Here is a 15,802-nt window from a genome sequence, read left to right as displayed (position 1 = left end):
AAGATCCTTCCTGGTGCGGTCAGCTGAGACCGACTCAGATGTCGAGGAACCGGACGTCCTTGGCGTTGCGCTGGATGAACGCGCGGCGGGCCTCGACGTCCTCGCCCATCAGGACCGAGAACAGGTCGTCGGCCTGGGCGGCGTCGTCGAGGGTGACCTGGCCGAGGACGCGGTGCTCCTGGTCCATGGTCGTGATGCGCAGCTCCTCGGCGTTCATCTCGCCGAGACCCTTGAAGCGCTGGATCGAGTCCTCGCGGATGCGCTTGCCGCGCTGCCGGCCCGCCTCGATGAGGGCGTCGCGCTCACGGTCCGAGTACGCGTACTCGACGTCGTCCCGGCCCCACTTGATCTTGTAGAGCGGCGGGCGGGAGAGGAACACCTTCCCCTCCTCGACCAGCTTGCGCATGAAGCGGAACAGGAAGGTCAGCAACAGGGTGTTGATGTGCTGGCCGTCGACGTCGGCGTCCGCCATCAGGATGATCTTGTGATAGCGGAGCTTCGCGATGTCGAAGTCCTCGTGCACACCCGTGCCGAAGGCCGAGATCAGCGCCTGGATCTCCTGGTTCTGCAGGATCTTGTCGATCCGCGCCTTCTCCACATTCAGGATCTTGCCGCGGATCGGGAGGATCGCCTGGTACTGCGGGTTGCGGCCGGACTTGGCCGAGCCGCCGGCGGAGTCACCCTCGACGATGAAGATCTCGCACTTGGTCGGGTCGTTCGACTGGCAGTCCGAGAGCTTGCCCGGCAGCGACGCCGACTCCAGCAGACCCTTACGACGCGTCAGGTCACGCGCCTTGCGGGCCGCCACGCGCGCGGTGGCCGCCTGGATGCCCTTGCGGATGATGTCCGCGGCCTCGTTCGGGTTGCGGTCCAGCCAGTCCGCGAGGTGCTCGTAGACGACCTTCTGCACGAAGGTCTTCACCTCGGTGTTGCCCAGCTTGGTCTTGGTCTGGCCCTCGAACTGCGGCTCGCTCAGCTTCACCGAGATGATCGCCGTCAGACCCTCGCGGATGTCGTCGCCCGTGAGGTTGTCGTCCTTCTCCCGCAGCAGCTTCTTGTCGCGCGCGTACTTGTTGATCAGCGACGTCAGCGCGGCCCGGAAGCCCTCTTCGTGCGTACCGCCCTCGTGCGTGTGGATGATGTTCGCGAAGGAGTACACGCCCTCGGTGTAACTGCTGTTCCACTGCATCGCGACCTCGAGGGACAGGAGCTTGTCCTTGTCCTCCGCCTCCAGGTCGATCACGGTGGCGTGCACCACGTCCCCCTTGCGGGAGTTGAGGTACTTCACGAAGTCGACGATGCCGCCCTCGTAGTGGTACTCGACCGACTTGACCTCGGCCTTCTCGTCCGCGCCCGCCTCGTCCGCCCCCGAGGTGGCCTTCGCCGACTCGCGCTCGTCCGTGAGCCTGATCCGCAGACCCTTGTTGAGGAAAGCCATCTCCTGGAAACGCCGCGACAGCGTCTCGAAGGAGTACTCGGTCGTCTCGAAGATGTCCGGGTCGGCCCAGAAGGTGACCGAGGTGCCGTGCTCGCCCGTGGCCTCGTGCTTGGCGAGCGGGGCCGTCGGGACACCGAGCTTGTAGTCCTGCGTCCAGCGGTGACCTTCCGTCTTGACCTCGACGGCCACCTTGGTCGAAAGGGCGTTCACGACGGAGACGCCGACACCGTGCAGACCGCCGGAGACCGCGTAGCCGCCGCCACCGAACTTGCCGCCCGCGTGCAGCACCGTCAGCACGACCTCAAGGGCCGGCTTGCCCTCGGAGGGGACGATGCCGACCGGGATGCCACGGCCGTTGTCGATGACGCGCACGCCGCCGTCGGACAGGATCGTGACGTCGATGGTGTCCGCGTGGCCGGCCAGGGCCTCGTCGACGGAGTTGTCGACGACCTCCTGCACCAGGTGGTGCAGGCCGCGCTCACCGGTCGAACCGATGTACATGCCGGGGCGCTTGCGGACCGCGTCCAGGCCTTCGAGGACGGTGATGGCGCTGGCGTCGTACGAGGCGGTGACCTCGCCGTTCGACGAGGTCACCGCGTCGTGCTCGCCGGCGTCGGTGGACGGGTTGTTCTCGTTGGGGTTGCCGGAATCGGCCACGAAGCGCCCTTTCTGGCACAGCACGAGCCTGGCTCTTCGGCGGGTTGCCGGAGCGGCTGCGGCATGTTGCGTTGGTAAGCCTTGATCAGCGTTGCTCAGCTTGTCCCGGGCGGTCCCCACGAGTGGGGCGGGATTGGCTTCCAGTCTACCGGTAGCGCCGACAGTGATGGGGGTTTGCCGGTACCTGAGTCCTCATGTGGCGCCCTCAACCGGTCTCTCCCGACTCCCCATATACGGAGCGGGGCTCCAAGAGGCTCACGGAGGCACTCAGCGCTTCCGGCTGTCAACCCTTGGCTACTTGGGAGTCAGGTCGCAATTCGCAACCGCGTGCGGGCGCACGACAGCGCGACCGCCGACGGTACGAAGCACCCGCCGACGGCCTGCAGATGTGAGGTCTGTCACCCGTACGTATCGCCGGGTCCGGTGGAGCCCGGGGCGCGCAGGGGGCCGTAGCGACGGGCGGGACCACCGGGGCCCTGCACCTTGATCACCCGCACCGCGCCGTGCCCCAGATCCTCGTTCAGCCGCGCCACGAGCGTCGGCGCGAGCAGCCGCAGATTCGTCGCCCACGCCGTCGAGTCGCACCGCACGACCAGCACCCGCTCGTCCTCGTCGTACCGCTCCGGTACACAGTGCTTGGCCACGTCCTCACCGACGATCTCCGGCCAACGGCCCATCACCCCGCCCACCGCGGCCGGCGTCTCCCAACCCCGCTCGGTGATCAGCCGGTTGATCGCCGCACCGAACGCCATGGGATCGCGCCCATCGGCCCGCGCGCCGGAGCGCAGCCCCCCACGCCGCGCCTGCTTCTTCTGCTGCGCCGCGTCCCCACGCGCGCGTGCGGCCTCCTTCGCCGCCCGCAGCGCCACCCGCGCGAGGTCGACACCAGAGGGTTCGGGGACCTTCGGGGGTGCGGGAGCTTCGGACGCCGGGCGCGCAGAGCGCGGGGCCGGCTCTTCGGTCGTCATACGCGCTCCACCGTCCCGTCCGACACGGCGAACCGCGTCCCCGTCAGTACGTGCGGTACGTCGTCGTCGACCGCGGCCGTCACCAGCACCTGCTCGCCCGGCGCGACCAGCTCCGCCAGCCGCTCCCGGCGCCGCGTGTCCAACTCGGCGAACACGTCGTCGAGCACCAGCACCGGCTCGTTGCCCTCGGCCCGCAACAGGTCGTAGGAGGCCAGCCGCAACGCCAGCGCATACGACCAGGACTCCCCGTGCGACGCGTACCCCTTGGCGGGCAACTGCCCCAGCCTGAGCACCAGATCGTCCCGATGAGGGCCTACGAGGGTCACGCCCCGCTCGATCTCCTGCTTGCGCGCCTCCGCGAGCGCCCCCATCAGCTGCTCGTAGAGATCCTCACGCGTATGCGCCTCACCCGGCGCCGACGGCTTGTAGTCGAGCGCGATCGGGCCACCGCCGGGCGCCAGTTGCTCGTACGCCTTGTCGGCGAGCGGCTGGATCGCGGCGATCAGATCGAGCCGCTGAGCCAGCAACTCGGCGCCCACGCGCGCCAGATGCTGGTCCCAGACGTCGAGCGTGGACAGGTCCATCGAGCGGCCGCCGTGCCGCCGGGCCAGCGCGGCGGACTTCAGCAGGGTGTTGCGCTGCTTGAGGACACGCTCGTAGTCCGAGCGCACGCCGGCCATCCGCGGGGAGCGTGCGGTGATCAGCTCGTCGAGAAAACGGCGCCGCTCACCCGGGTCGCCCTTGACCAGGGCGAGGTCCTCGGGCGCGAACAGCACGGTCCGCACGATGCCGAGCACATCACGGGGTCTGACCTGCGAGGACCTGTTGATGCGGGCGCGGTTCGCCTTGCCGGGGTTCAGCTCCAGCTCGACCAGCTGCTGCCGGTCGCCCTGCTTGACCTGCGCGCGTATGACCGCGCGGTCGGCGCCCATACGGACCAGGGGGGCGTCGGAGGCGACGCGGTGACTGCCGAGGGTGGCCAGGTAGCCGACGGCCTCGACGAGGTTCGTCTTGCCCTGGCCGTTCGGGCCGACGAAGGCGGTGACGCCCGGGTCGAGCGGAACCTCGACCCGGGCGTACGAGCGGAAGTCGGCCAGCGACAGATGCGTGACGTGCATGGTCGGTCGCCGACCTCCCCCAAGTCGTGGGCTGTTCTGGACAGCCCCGTGGATTACTTCGTCTCGACCGCGTGGCCGCCGAACTGGTTCCGCAGCGCCGCGATCATCTTGATCTGCGGAGAGTCCTCCTGGCGCGACGCGAACCGCGCGAAGAGGGAGGCCGTGATCGCCGGGAGCGGCACGGCGTTGTCGATGGCGGCTTCCACAGTCCAGCGTCCCTCGCCCGAGTCCTGTGCAAAACCCTTGAGCCTGTCCAGGTGCTCGTCCTCGTCGAGAGCGTTCACCGCGAGGTCCAGCAGCCAGGAGCGGATCACGGTCCCCTCCTGCCAGGAGCGGAACACCTCCCGGACGTCGGTCACCGAGTCGACCTTCTCCAGCAGCTCCCAGCCCTCGGCATAGGCCTGCATCATCGCGTACTCGATGCCGTTGTGGACCATCTTCGCGAAGTGGCCCGCACCGACCTTGCCGGCGTGCACCGCGCCGAACTTCCCCTCGGGCTTGAGGGCGTCGAAGACCGGCCGCACCTTGGCGACGTTCTCCGCGTCGCCGCCGTACATCAGCGCATAGCCGTTCTCCAGGCCCCAGACGCCGCCCGAGACACCGCAGTCGACGAAGCCGATGCCCTTGGCCGCCAGCTCCTCGGCGTGCTTCTCGTCGTCCGTCCAGCGGGAGTTGCCGCCGTCCACGACGACATCACCCGGCTCCAGGAGCTCGGCCAGCTCGTCGACCGTCTCCTGGGTGGGGGCACCTGCCGGGACCATCACCCAGACCACGCGGGGCGCCTCAAGGTTCTCCACAAGCTCTTTGAGACTGTGGACGTCCGCGAGGTCCGGGTTGCGGTCGAATCCGACGACGGTGTGGCCCGCGCGGCGGATCCGCTCGCGCATGTTGCCGCCCATCTTGCCGAGGCCGACGAGACCGAGCTCCATCAGTTGTTCCTTAGGTTGCGGTGTGGCGTGTGAGGCACGTTCGTACCTATGTCCGAGCCTAAACCCGGACGCTCGCGCACACCTGTGGGCATACCCGCTCAAACGTATGCCCCGACCTGCGACTTCTCCCCAGAACGACGCCCGGTCGTCCACGGCCTGTGGACAACCGGGCGGGATGCTCAGCCGCTCAAGCGCACCGGCATGATCAGGTACTTGTAGGCCTCGTCCGCCTCCGCGTCCAGGGCCGGCTTGCCGCTCAACAGCGCGGGCTTGGTGGACGTCGTGAACGACAGCTGGGCCACCGGGGAGTCGATCGCGCTCAGACCGTCCAGCAGGAAGGTCGGGTTGAAGGCGATCGACACGTCGTCGCCCTCCAACTGCGCGTCCACCCTCTCCACAGCCTGTGCGTCGTCACTGGAACCGGCCTCCAGGATCAGCACGCCCTGCTCGAAGCTCAGCCGCACCGGCGTGTTCCGCTCGGCGACCAGGGCCACACGCTTGACGGCCTCCACGAAGGGCGCGGTCTCGATCACGGCCACGGAGTTGAACTCCGTCGGGAACAGCGAGCGGTACTTCGGGAGGTCACCCTCCAGCAGCCGGGTCGTCGTCCGGCGCCCCGCACCCTCGAAACCGATCAGGCCCTCACCCGCGCCCGAGCCGGACAGCGCCAGGATCACGCTGTCGCCGCTCGTGAGGGCCTTGGCGGTGTCCAGGAGCGTCTTCGCGGGCACCAGGGCGACCGCGGAGGCCTCCGGGTTCTCCGGCTTCCACAGGAACTCACGGACCGCGAAGCGGTAGCGGTCGGTCGAGGCCAGGGTGACGGTGTCGCCCTCGATCTCGATGCGCACACCCGTGAGCACCGGCAGCGTGTCGTCACGGCCGGCCGCGATGGCCACCTGGGCGGCCGCGGAGGCGAAGACCTCGCCGGGGACGGTGCCGGTCGCGCTCGGCATCTGCGGCAGCGCCGGGTACTCCTCCACAGGCAGGGTGTGGAGTGTGAACCGCGAGGAGCCGCAGACCACCGTCGCCCGTACACCGTCTGTGGAAATCTCCACCGGGCGGTTGGGGAGGGCGCGGCAGATGTCGGCGAGCAGCCGGCCCGAGACGAGGACCGTGCCCTCCTCCTCGACCTCCGCCTCGACGCTCACCCGTGCGGAGACCTCGTAGTCGAAGCTGGAGAGGCTGAGAGCGCCGTCCTCGGCCTTCAGCAGGAGGCCGGCGAGGACAGGCGCCGGCGGACGGGCCGGGAGGCTGCGCGCCGCCCAGGCCACTGCCTCCGCGAGTACGTCGCGTTCCACCCGGATCTTCACTGTTGCCGCCTCCTGCTGTTGCCGGCGCTTCTCGGCCTGCGTGGCTTCGTCGTCTGTCTCGGTGTCATCGGCCCCTGTGAAGGGAAGGACACCGGGGAACAGTCTGACGCACCCCACTGACAGTAGGTGCCTCTCGGGGTCAAGTCGTGACGAGGGGCAGCCGGGAGCCGGGCAGCGAGTTGTGCACAGGACCCACTTCGAAACGGATTCCCAGCTCTCTCTAGTTGGGAGTAGTAGTAGGGGCTGTGGAAACGGTGGATAACCGCGTCTTCGCAGGTCAGCCCGGAAATTTTGTCCACTGCCCCTGTGGGCGGAGCCGGTGGACAACTCGGTGTCTCTGTGGAGAACGGAAAGTTCTGCACACACCGTGCACAGGCTGAGGTGAGTTCTCCCCAGCGGCGTCCCCAGCTTTACCCACGTTTCCCACAGCCCCACCCGGCACCTTCGTGTGACGGCTTTCACTCGACCCGGTGATCAGGCGCGTCGGGTTGCCGAACAGTGGACAGGCATGTGGAGAAGCTTGGAATCGCTGGGGACAACGTGGCCAGGTCTGTGGGTTGTCGGTGGACAACTCGATGCACAGGCTGTGGATCTTCTCGCTGTCCACAGTCTGTGGAGATCCTTCATCCACGAATCCACAGCCACTTGACCTGCTGTGATGGTCTTCCGAGGGCTGCCCTGTGGATCGCGATCTGGACAACTTCGTGGTCCCCAGGATGTGGACGGCAAAAAGTCGGCGAATCTGTGGAGAGTGGCCGTAACCCGGCAGCTAATCGAACAGCGGATGGCACGCGTGTGTGCCCACGCATGACCGCGCACATGACGAAGGGCGCCCCGGGATCTCGTCCCGGGGCGCCCTCGGCGTCGTACGACAGGCTCGGTGAGGCGGCCTGTCAGCCGTTCTTGATGCGGTTGGTCAGCTCGGTCACCTGGTTGTAGATGGAGCGCCGCTCGGCCATCAGATTGCGGATCTTGCGGTCCGCGTGCATGACGGTCGTGTGGTCGCGGCCGCCGAACAGCGCGCCGATCTTCGGCAGGGAGAGGTCCGTGAGTTCGCGGCACAGGTACATGGCGATCTGGCGGGCGGTCACCAGCGCGCGGCCGCGGGAGGTGCCGCACAGGTCCTCGACGGTCAGCCCGAAGTAGTCCGCCGTCGCGCTCATGATGGCCGTGGAGGTGATCTCGGGGGCCGAGTCCTCGCCGCCCGGGATCAGGTCCTTGAGGACGATCTCCGTCAGGCCCAGGTCCACCGGCTGCCGGTTGAGCGACGCGAACGCCGTCACCCGGATCAGGGCGCCCTCCAGCTCGCGGATGTTGCGGGAGATGCGGGAGGCGATGAACTCCAGTACCTCCGGCGGGGCGTTGAGCTGTTCCTGCACGGCCTTCTTGCGGAGGATCGCGATGCGCGTCTCCAGCTCGGGCGGCTGGACGTCGGTGATCAGGCCCCACTCGAAACGGTTCCGCAGCCGGTCCTCCAGGGTGACCAGCTGCTTGGGCGGCCGGTCGGAGGACAGCACGATCTGCTTGTTGGCGTTGTGGAGCGTGTTGAAGGTGTGGAAGAACTCCTCCTGCGTCGACTCCTTGTCCGCGAGGAACTGGATGTCGTCGACGAGCAGGATGTCCATCTCGCGGTAGCGCTTGCGGAAGCTGTCGCCCTTGCCGTCGCGGATGGAGTTGATGAACTCGTTGGTGAACTCCTCCGAGCTCACATAGCGCACGCGCGTGCCGGGGTAGAGGCTGCGGGCGTAGTGCCCGATCGCGTGCAGCAGGTGGGTCTTGCCGAGGCCCGACTCCCCGTAGATGAAAAGGGGGTTGTAGGCCTTCGCGGGTGCCTCGGCGACGGCGACCGCGGCCGCGTGGGCGAAGCGGTTGGAGGCGCCGATGACGAACGTGTCGAAGAGGTACTTCGGGTTCAGTCGCGCGGTGGGCTCACCGGGGCCGGTCGCCGGCGCGGGCTTCGCGGCCAGCGGGCCGGGGGCACCGCTTGAGGCGGGCAACGAGGAACCGACCGGGCCGCCGCGGTGGACGTGCCCGGATCCGGACGGCTGCTCGGGCAGTTCCCGGCGGGCGTCCCGCTGGTCGTAGTCCTGGCGGCCGCGGTCGTAGTCGGAGCGCGGCTTGTCGTAGTCGGGGCGGCCCTGGTCGTAGTCCGGGCGCTGGTTGTCGTAGTCGGGGCGCTGGTTGTCGTAGGACGGGCGCTCCATCGACTGCGGGCGGTAGTCCTGGGGCGGCGGGGCGTACGAGTCCTGGGCCGGGGGTGTGTAGGAGTCCTGTGGGGAGCCGTAGGAGTCCTGAGACGGGGAGGCGTAGGGGTCTCGCTCGGGGAAGCCGAGGCGCTGCTGCTGCCAGCTGTACTCGTCCTGCGGGGGGCGCGGCCAGGCGCCGGGTTCGGGGCGCTGGTACTCGCCGGGGTAGGCGGGGCGGGCGGTGGGCAGCTGGTCGCCGGGGGCGCCGGGGAGCTGGTCGGGCCGGGGCGGGCGCGGGTCGTCGGCGCGGTGGCGGCCGTAGCCGTCGTACTGGTTGTTGTCGTACTGGCCGGTGGGGAGCTCGGGCTCCTCGTAGCGCGGCTGGGGGCGGATCGGGGGTGCCGGCGGGCCGGGGGGTTCGCCGGCGGAGTCGTCGACGGTGATCGCGATGCGGATCGGGCGGCCGCATTCGCGGCTCAGGGTCTCGCTGACGACGGGGGCGAGGCGGCCTTCGAGGACGCCTTTCGCGAATTCGTTCGGTACGGCGAGCAGGGCGGTGTCGGCGACCAGCGCGAGGGGCTGGCAGCGGCGGATCCAGTGCTCGTCCTTGGTCTCGACACCCTGTCCGCGGCCCTCGCCGAGGAGTTGCTCGAGTACTCGTGGCCACACTGCGGCAAGATCGGCAGGCACGTCAGCCACAGGGCACGCTCTCTCACGGGTCCCACGAACGTGTGGTTCTGGGACGGGTCGGGATTCAAATGGGGTGGAGCCAAGAACAAGGGGTCAAGGGAACGAATCGGAGTTCAGCCACGGTAGTCAGGGCGACGGGTGCGGTTCAAGTTGTTGTCCCCAGCCTGTGGATAGTGTCTCTCGGTGACCGCTGGTTTGACCGGATGGCGTAGCCCCGCGTACCGTAACCAGGTCGAGTTGTCGATGGCTGCTGCCGCCTGCCTCCGATGGGCACAGATCGCGTCAGGTGATCGGGAAGCGGTGCAATCGGGCGTAACTGCGAGCTACTCGTGGGCGCACGGTGACAGCCAGGACGGCACCCGCCACCACCGATTTGATTTCTGGAGCCCCCGAGTGAGCAAGCGCACCTTCCAGCCGAACAACCGTCGTCGCGCCAAGACCCACGGCTTCCGCCTGCGGATGCGTACCCGTGCCGGTCGCGCGATTCTCGCGAACCGTCGTGCCAAGGGTCGCGCCAGCCTGTCCGCCTGATTCCGGTCAGGTCATGCCGTCGTGCTGCCCACCGAGAACCGGCTGAGGCGGCGCGAGGATTTCGCGACCGCGGTACGACGAGGGCGCCGAGCCGGACGCCCGTGTCTCGTCGTCCATCTTCGTAGCGGTGCCACGAACCCGCACGCGCCTGGGGAGAGCGCTCCCCCGACGCGTGCGGGTTTCGTCGTGAGCAAGGCAGTGGGCGGTGCGGTCGTGCGGAACAAGGTGAAGCGCAGGCTGCGTCATCTGATGCGGGATCGAGTGGCCCTGTTGCCCCCCGGTAGCCTGGTAGTCGTACGAGCGCTGCCCGGTGCGGGCGACGCCGACCATGCACAACTGGCCCGAGACCTGGATGCCGCCATCGAGCGGTTGCTGGGAGGGGGCGCGCGATGAAGTACCCGCTGCTGGCTCTTATCAAGCTGTACCAGTGGACGATCAGTCCGCTGCTCGGGCCGGTGTGCAAGTACTACCCGTCGTGTTCCCACTACGGCTACACGGCCATCGACCGGCACGGTGCCATCAAGGGCACGGCGCTCACCGCCTGGCGCATCCTGCGGTGCAATCCGTGGTCGCTGGGCGGTGTGGACCATGTCCCGCCGCGCAAGCGCCCTCGATGGCACGAAATGCTGCGTGACGCGTGGCGTGCACGCAGGGGCGGGTCCTCCGCCGCCGAACCGGCCCCCGAAGAGAATCCTGTTTCGAGCACCGAAGAGAATCCTCCTTCGAGCCCGGCCGCAGAGACCTCGTCCCATGCCCAAGGAGCATGATTAGTGGACACGATTGCCAGCCTCTTCAGCTTCATCACGACACCCGTCTCATGGGTCATCGTCCAGTTCCACAAGATGTACGGCGCGATCTTCGGCGCTGACACCGGGTGGGCCTGGGGCCTGTCCATCGTGTCTCTGGTGATCCTGATCCGCATCTGCCTGATCCCGCTCTTCGTGAAGCAGATCAAGTCGACGCGCGCGATGCAGACGCTCCAGCCCGAGATGAAGAAGATCCAGGAGCGCTACAAGAACGACAAACAGCGTCAGTCCGAAGAGATGATGAAGCTGTACAAGGAGACGGGTACCAACCCGCTCTCCTCGTGCCTTCCCATCCTGGCGCAGTCCCCGTTCTTCTTCGCCCTGTACCACGTGCTCAACGGCATCGCGACGGGTTCGACGATCGGCGTCATCAACGACTCGCTGCTCGCCAGTGCCCGTAAGGCGCACATCTTCGGTGCCCCGCTCGCGGCGAAGTTCACCGACAGTTCGGCGAAGGTGGAGTCGCTCGGCGCCACCCTCACCGATGTGCGGGTCGTCACCGCGATCATGATCGTCATGATGTCGGCGTCGCAGTTCTACACGCAGCGTCAGCTGATGACGAAGAACGTCGACACCACGGTGAAGACGCCGTTCATGCAGCAGCAGAAGATGCTGATGTACGTCTTCCCGGTGATGTTCGCCGTCTTCGGCATCAACTTCCCGGTCGGTGTCCTCGTCTACTGGCTGACCACCAACGTGTGGACCATGGGCCAGCAGATGTACGTCATCCACAACAACCCGACCCCGGGTTCCAAGGCTCAGGCCGCGTACCTGGAGCGCCTGACGAAGCACGTCACGAACCACGGCAAGGCCCGCAAGCGCAGCGAGCGCACGATCATCAAGGCGATCGTCGCCAAGGGCCGCGACCGCAACGAGTTCGAGCGCAAGTTCATCAACGGTCTGACCAAGGCGGGCCTCGCGGCCCAGACCGACGGTTCCGTGGTGAAGAGCGAGGGTGCGGCCGCGGTCGAGTCCGAGGACGGTACGCCGACGACCGGCACCGCCGCCCCCAAGCGCCAGCAGCCCAAGCGTCAGACCAAGTCTCAGCGTCAGTCCGGTGGTGCGAAGCCGGCGGAGTCCGGTCCGTCCGACTCGGACTCCGGTTCGTCCACCTCGCTGAGCAAGTCCGACGAGCCCCAGGACGCCAAGCCTGCCTCCGCCGCCAAGAAGACCCAGCCCGGCAGCGGTACGCGCAGCAAGGCCCAGTCCGGGCAGCGCAAGGGCCCGCAGCGCCCCAAGTCCCCGTCCAAGAAGTAAGAAGGAGCCCATCCCGTGACGGAAGGCACCACCTCCGCCGCTGCCGAGGGTGCAGACACCCTGACCCGCCTGGAGCAGGAGGGCGAGATCGCGGCGGACTACCTCGAGGGTCTGCTGGACATCGCCGATCTCGACGGCGACATCGACATGGACGTCGAGGCCGACCGCGCCGCTGTCTCGATCATCAGCGACTCGGGCGGCCGAGACCTGCAGAAGCTGGTCGGCCGTGACGGGGAGGTGCTCGAGGCGCTTCAGGAGCTGACGCGCCTGGCCGTGCACCGGGAGACCGGGGACCGTAGCCGGCTGATGCTGGACATCGCGGGTTACCGGGCCAAGAAGCGTGCCGAGCTCTCCGAGCTGGGCGCGAAGGCCGCCGCCGATGTCAAGAACACCGGCGAGCCGGTGAAGCTGCAGCCGATGACGCCGTTCGAGCGCAAGGTCGTGCACGACGCGGTCAAGGCCGCGGGACTGCGCAGCGAGTCCGAGGGCGAGGAGCCGCAGCGGTTCGTCGTCGTACTGCCCGCCTGATCGGTCCGTTCGTCCCTCCGGCCCCGTCTGTAGCGCAGACGGGGCCGGAGTTTGTCAGCCTGTTGGTTCTGGTGGTCGGCGCCTGGTAGCGCTGATGCGGTACGGAAGGACGGTCCCCCGTGACGGAGGCAGCGGAGCTTCCCCCCGCGCCCGAGCAGGCGCGTGAGGTGTTCGGTGATCGCTTCGCGGACGCGGTTCGCTATGCGGAGCTGCTCGCCGAGGCGGGTGTGCAGCGTGGTCTGATCGGCCCACGCGAAGTGCCTCGCCTGTGGGAGCGGCACCTGCTGAACTGCGCGGTGCTCTCCGAGGTCGTGCCCGAGGGGGTGACCGTGTGCGATGTCGGCTCTGGGGCCGGCCTCCCGGGCATTCCTCTGGCGCTCGTCCGCGACGACATCAAGATCACCCTGTTGGAGCCACTGCTGCGGCGCACGAACTTCCTCACGGAGGTCGTGGAGCTGCTGGGCCTGGACCATGTGACGGTCGTGCGGGGCCGGGCCGAGGAGGTCATGGGCAAGCTGCCGCCGGTGCATGTCGTGACGGCGCGAGCGGTCGCTCCGCTGGACCGGCTGGCCACCTGGGGCATTCCGCTGCTGCGGCCGTACGGGGAGATGCTGGCGCTCAAGGGCGACACCGCGGAGGAGGAGCTGAAGAGTGCGGCGACCGCACTGAGCAAGCTCGGCGCGGTGGAGACGTCCATCCTGCATGTGGGTGAGGGAGTGGTGGACCCCTTGTCCACCGTCGTACGGGTCGAGGTCGGGGAGAGCCCCGGCGGTGTGCGCTTCGCCGCGAAGCGCGCGAAGGCGGCCCGGACGGGACGGACACGTCGGCGCCGCTGATCCGCACTGACGACGAGTCGTACTCCACACAAGCTGCCAAACGTACGCATGCCGGAGTGTCGCGACAGTTCGGCCGCCGTGGCTGTGCATCGTGTTTCACGTGAAACGTCGCTCACTGCTGCACGGCATCATCAGTCGTGGCCGCGCCGCGGCCGAACCCCGCGACCGAAAGCCTCTCGGTTCACTCGATGAGGGTGCGGAGTTGTCCACAGAGGTGGATTTCTCCACAGAAGACCAGGCCTCACTGGTTCACGACCCCGAAGGCATGGGAGGCTCTGTTCATTGCGAGCCTGAAGTCGAGGAGAGTGAATCCTTGCGGTCCGACGCCAACATCGCGGGACCGATGACCGATCCGGTCCCCGGTCCCCGTACCGAGTCGATGGGGGAGGATGTTTCACGTGAAACACCGCCCCCGATGGACGACACTCCGATCGGTCGTGCTGCCCAACTGGCGGTAGAGGCTCTGAGCCGTGCCGGCGAGGGCCTTCCACGGCCCGAGCAGACCCGGGTCATCGTGGTCGCCAACCAGAAGGGCGGCGTGGGCAAGACGACGACTACGGTCAACCTCGCCGCTTCGCTGGCTGTGCATGGGGGCCGAGTCCTCGTGGTCGACCTCGACCCGCAGGGCAACGCGTCCACGGCTCTGGGAATCGACCATCATGCCGAAGTGCCGTCCATCTACGACGTGCTCATCGATAGCAAGCCACTGGCCGAAGTCGTCCAGCCCGTCCCGGATGTCGAGGGGCTCTTCTGTGCACCCGCCACGATCGATCTCGCCGGTGCGGAGATCGAGCTGGTGTCCCTGGTGGCTCGTGAGAGTCGACTCCAGCGGGCGATCCAGGCCTACGAGCACCCCCTGGACTACATCCTCATCGACTGCCCGCCCTCACTCGGCCTGCTGACGGTCAACGCGCTGGTCGCCGGCGCCGAGGTCCTCATTCCGATCCAGTGCGAGTACTACGCACTGGAAGGGCTGGGCCAGCTGCTGCGCAACGTCGATCTGGTGCGCGGGCACCTCAACCCTGCCCTGCATGTATCGACGATCCTGCTCACCATGTACGACGGCCGGACGCGGCTCGCGTCACAGGTCGCGGAAGAGGTGCGCACCCACTTCGGCGACGAGGTGCTGCGGACGAGCATTCCCCGCTCGGTCCGTATCTCCGAGGCGCCGAGCTACGGACAGACGGTCCTGACCTATGATCCGGGATCGAGTGGTGCCCTGTCCTATCTTGAGGCGGCACGAGAAATCGCGCTGAAGGGTGTCGGCGTCAGCTACGACCCGACGCAGGCCCATATCGGCGCCCAGAGCAACCCGAGCATGGTGGAGGGTATTCAGTGAGCGAGCGACGGAGGGGTTTGGGCCGTGGGCTCGGCGCACTGATCCCCGCTGCCCCGACGGAGAAGACGCCGGCCCCGGCGGCGGTGGGGAGCGCTGGTTCCTCGTCCCCGGCCTCTGTTCCGGTGCTGACCTCCGACCGCGGGGTGGCCGCGGCGAAGGTGGCCACGTTGCCGCCTGTTTCACATGAAACCGAGGAGCCGTCGGTCAACGGCTATGCGGAGGCGTCCGCGTCTTCCATGGGTGCCCACTTCGCGGAGCTCCCCCTCGACTCCATCACGCCGAACCCGCGCCAGCCGCGCGAGGTCTTCGACGAGGACGCCCTGCAGGAACTGGTCACCTCCATCAAGGAGGTCGGCCTGCTCCAGCCGGTCGTCGTACGGCAGGTCGGTGCCGCACGCTACGAGCTCATCATGGGCGAGCGGCGCTGGCGGGCCAGCCGCGAGGCGGGCCTGGACGCGATCCCGGCGATCGTGCGGGCCACGGACGACGACAAGCTTCTCCTGGACGCCCTCCTGGAGAACCTGCACCGGGCGCAGCTGAACCCGCTGGAAGAGGCCGCCGCCTACGACCAGCTCCTGAAGGACTTCAACTGCACGCACGACCAGCTGGCGGACCGCATCGGCCGTTCCCGCCCGCAGGTCTCCAACACGCTGCGTCTGCTGAAGCTGTCTCCGGCGGTCCAGCGCCGCGTGGCCGCCGGGGTCCTGTCCGCCGGTCATGCCCGGGCGCTGCTGTCCGTCGACGACTCGGAGGAGCAGGACCGTCTGGCTCACCGGATCGTCGCCGAGGGGCTGTCGGTGCGGGCCGTCGAGGAGATCGTGACCCTCATGGGTTCGCGGCCGCAGACGGCTCAGCGTTCCAAGGGCCCGCGCGCCGGCACCCGGGTCTCCCCGGCGCTGTCGGACCTCGCCACCCGGCTCTCGGACCGTTTCGAGACGCGGGTGAAGGTCGACCTGGGGCAGAAGAAGGGCAAGATCACCGTCGAGTTCGCCTCGATGGAGGACCTCGAGCGGATCCTCAGCAGTCTCGCTCCCGGCGAGGGGCCGGTCCTGCAGAAGAGCCTGCTGGACGGCGACTCCGAGGAGGACGGGGGCTGACGAGCCCATGGCCGACCGGGCACTCTCGCTCGGTGGCCGGTGGAGCGGGCGGTGTCCGGTGTGTACCGGAACACAGCCCGCTCTTTGCTTTCAGTCGGTGTCGACCGAATCA

Annotated in this window: 14 protein-coding genes; 8 read left to right on the top strand and 6 right to left on the bottom strand. The window is 68.0% G+C overall.

Annotated features, from left to right (window positions below; translation table 11 throughout):
• Nucleotides 1–34 precede the first annotated feature (34 nt).
• From gyrB to dnaA, 6 genes are all read right to left on the bottom strand, one after another.
• Nucleotides 35–2,095: a DNA topoisomerase (ATP-hydrolyzing) subunit B gene (gene gyrB, locus ACWC09_RS03055; RefSeq protein WP_450847913.1), complete on the bottom strand. Its 2,061-nt coding sequence runs from the start codon at nucleotides 2,093–2,095 to the stop codon at nucleotides 35–37.
• 398 nt (nucleotides 2,096–2,493) lie between these two features.
• Complete coding sequence (locus tag ACWC09_RS03050; protein WP_450847911.1) at nucleotides 2,494–3,063, bottom strand: DUF721 domain-containing protein; 570 nt, start codon at nucleotides 3,061–3,063, stop codon at nucleotides 2,494–2,496.
• Nucleotides 3,060–4,181 (bottom strand): DNA replication/repair protein RecF, encoded by a 1,122-nt coding sequence (gene recF, locus ACWC09_RS03045; RefSeq protein WP_450847909.1) that lies wholly within the window; start codon nucleotides 4,179–4,181, stop codon nucleotides 3,060–3,062. The genes ACWC09_RS03050 and recF overlap by 4 nt, the downstream gene beginning before the upstream one ends.
• A 53-nt stretch (nucleotides 4,182–4,234) precedes the next feature.
• A complete protein-coding gene (gene gnd, locus ACWC09_RS03040) occupies nucleotides 4,235–5,110 on the bottom strand; it encodes a phosphogluconate dehydrogenase (NAD(+)-dependent, decarboxylating) (protein WP_450847907.1) in 876 nt (291 codons plus the stop codon).
• 179 nt (nucleotides 5,111–5,289) lie between these two features.
• Nucleotides 5,290–6,420 (bottom strand): DNA polymerase III subunit beta, encoded by a 1,131-nt coding sequence (gene dnaN, locus ACWC09_RS03035; RefSeq protein WP_266520453.1) that lies wholly within the window; start codon nucleotides 6,418–6,420, stop codon nucleotides 5,290–5,292.
• 893 nt (nucleotides 6,421–7,313) lie between these two features.
• Nucleotides 7,314–9,305, bottom strand: coding sequence for a chromosomal replication initiator protein DnaA (dnaA, locus tag ACWC09_RS03030; RefSeq protein ID WP_450847904.1), 1,992 nt, complete (start codon nucleotides 9,303–9,305; stop codon nucleotides 7,314–7,316).
• 384 nt (nucleotides 9,306–9,689) lie between these two features.
• Between dnaA and rpmH the strand changes: the two genes are divergently transcribed.
• The 8 genes from rpmH (at nucleotide 9,690) to ACWC09_RS02990 (ending at nucleotide 15,690) form a co-directional block, all read left to right on the top strand.
• Nucleotides 9,690–9,827: a 50S ribosomal protein L34 gene (rpmH, locus tag ACWC09_RS03025; protein WP_015659252.1), complete on the top strand. Its 138-nt coding sequence runs from the start codon at nucleotides 9,690–9,692 to the stop codon at nucleotides 9,825–9,827.
• Nucleotides 9,828–9,848: 21 nt separating this feature from the next.
• Nucleotides 9,849–10,220: a ribonuclease P protein component gene (gene rnpA, locus ACWC09_RS03020; protein ID WP_450847902.1), complete on the top strand. Its 372-nt coding sequence runs from the start codon at nucleotides 9,849–9,851 to the stop codon at nucleotides 10,218–10,220.
• Nucleotides 10,217–10,594: a membrane protein insertion efficiency factor YidD gene (gene yidD, locus ACWC09_RS03015; protein ID WP_361268001.1), complete on the top strand. Its 378-nt coding sequence runs from the start codon at nucleotides 10,217–10,219 to the stop codon at nucleotides 10,592–10,594. The genes rnpA and yidD overlap by 4 nt, the downstream gene beginning before the upstream one ends.
• Nucleotides 10,595–10,597: 3 nt before the next feature.
• The gene (gene yidC / locus ACWC09_RS03010; protein ID WP_450847900.1) at nucleotides 10,598–11,890 is read left to right on the top strand and encodes a membrane protein insertase YidC; all 1,293 of its coding nucleotides are present in this window, start codon (nucleotides 10,598–10,600) and stop codon (nucleotides 11,888–11,890) included.
• Between the two features lie 15 nt (nucleotides 11,891–11,905).
• On the top strand, nucleotides 11,906–12,418 hold the full coding sequence (locus tag ACWC09_RS03005) for a Jag family protein (protein WP_450847898.1): 513 nt from the start codon (nucleotides 11,906–11,908) through the stop codon (nucleotides 12,416–12,418).
• Nucleotides 12,419–12,537: 119 nt separating this feature from the next.
• The gene (rsmG, locus tag ACWC09_RS03000) at nucleotides 12,538–13,254 is read left to right on the top strand and encodes a 16S rRNA (guanine(527)-N(7))-methyltransferase RsmG (protein WP_450847896.1); all 717 of its coding nucleotides are present in this window, start codon (nucleotides 12,538–12,540) and stop codon (nucleotides 13,252–13,254) included.
• 265 nt (nucleotides 13,255–13,519) lie between these two features.
• Nucleotides 13,520–14,593 (top strand): ParA family protein, encoded by a 1,074-nt coding sequence (locus ACWC09_RS02995; protein WP_450848283.1) that lies wholly within the window; start codon nucleotides 13,520–13,522, stop codon nucleotides 14,591–14,593.
• Nucleotides 14,590–15,690, top strand: a complete 1,101-nt coding sequence (locus ACWC09_RS02990) for a ParB/RepB/Spo0J family partition protein (RefSeq protein ID WP_450847894.1) — start codon at nucleotides 14,590–14,592, stop codon at nucleotides 15,688–15,690. The genes ACWC09_RS02995 and ACWC09_RS02990 overlap by 4 nt, the downstream gene beginning before the upstream one ends.
• Nucleotides 15,691–15,802: the final 112 nt, after the last annotated feature.

This window comes from Streptomyces sp. NPDC001617, assembly GCF_053596855.1.
The sequence above is the reverse complement of the archived record's forward strand: the minus strand, read 5'-3'. Positions and strand labels throughout refer to the sequence as shown.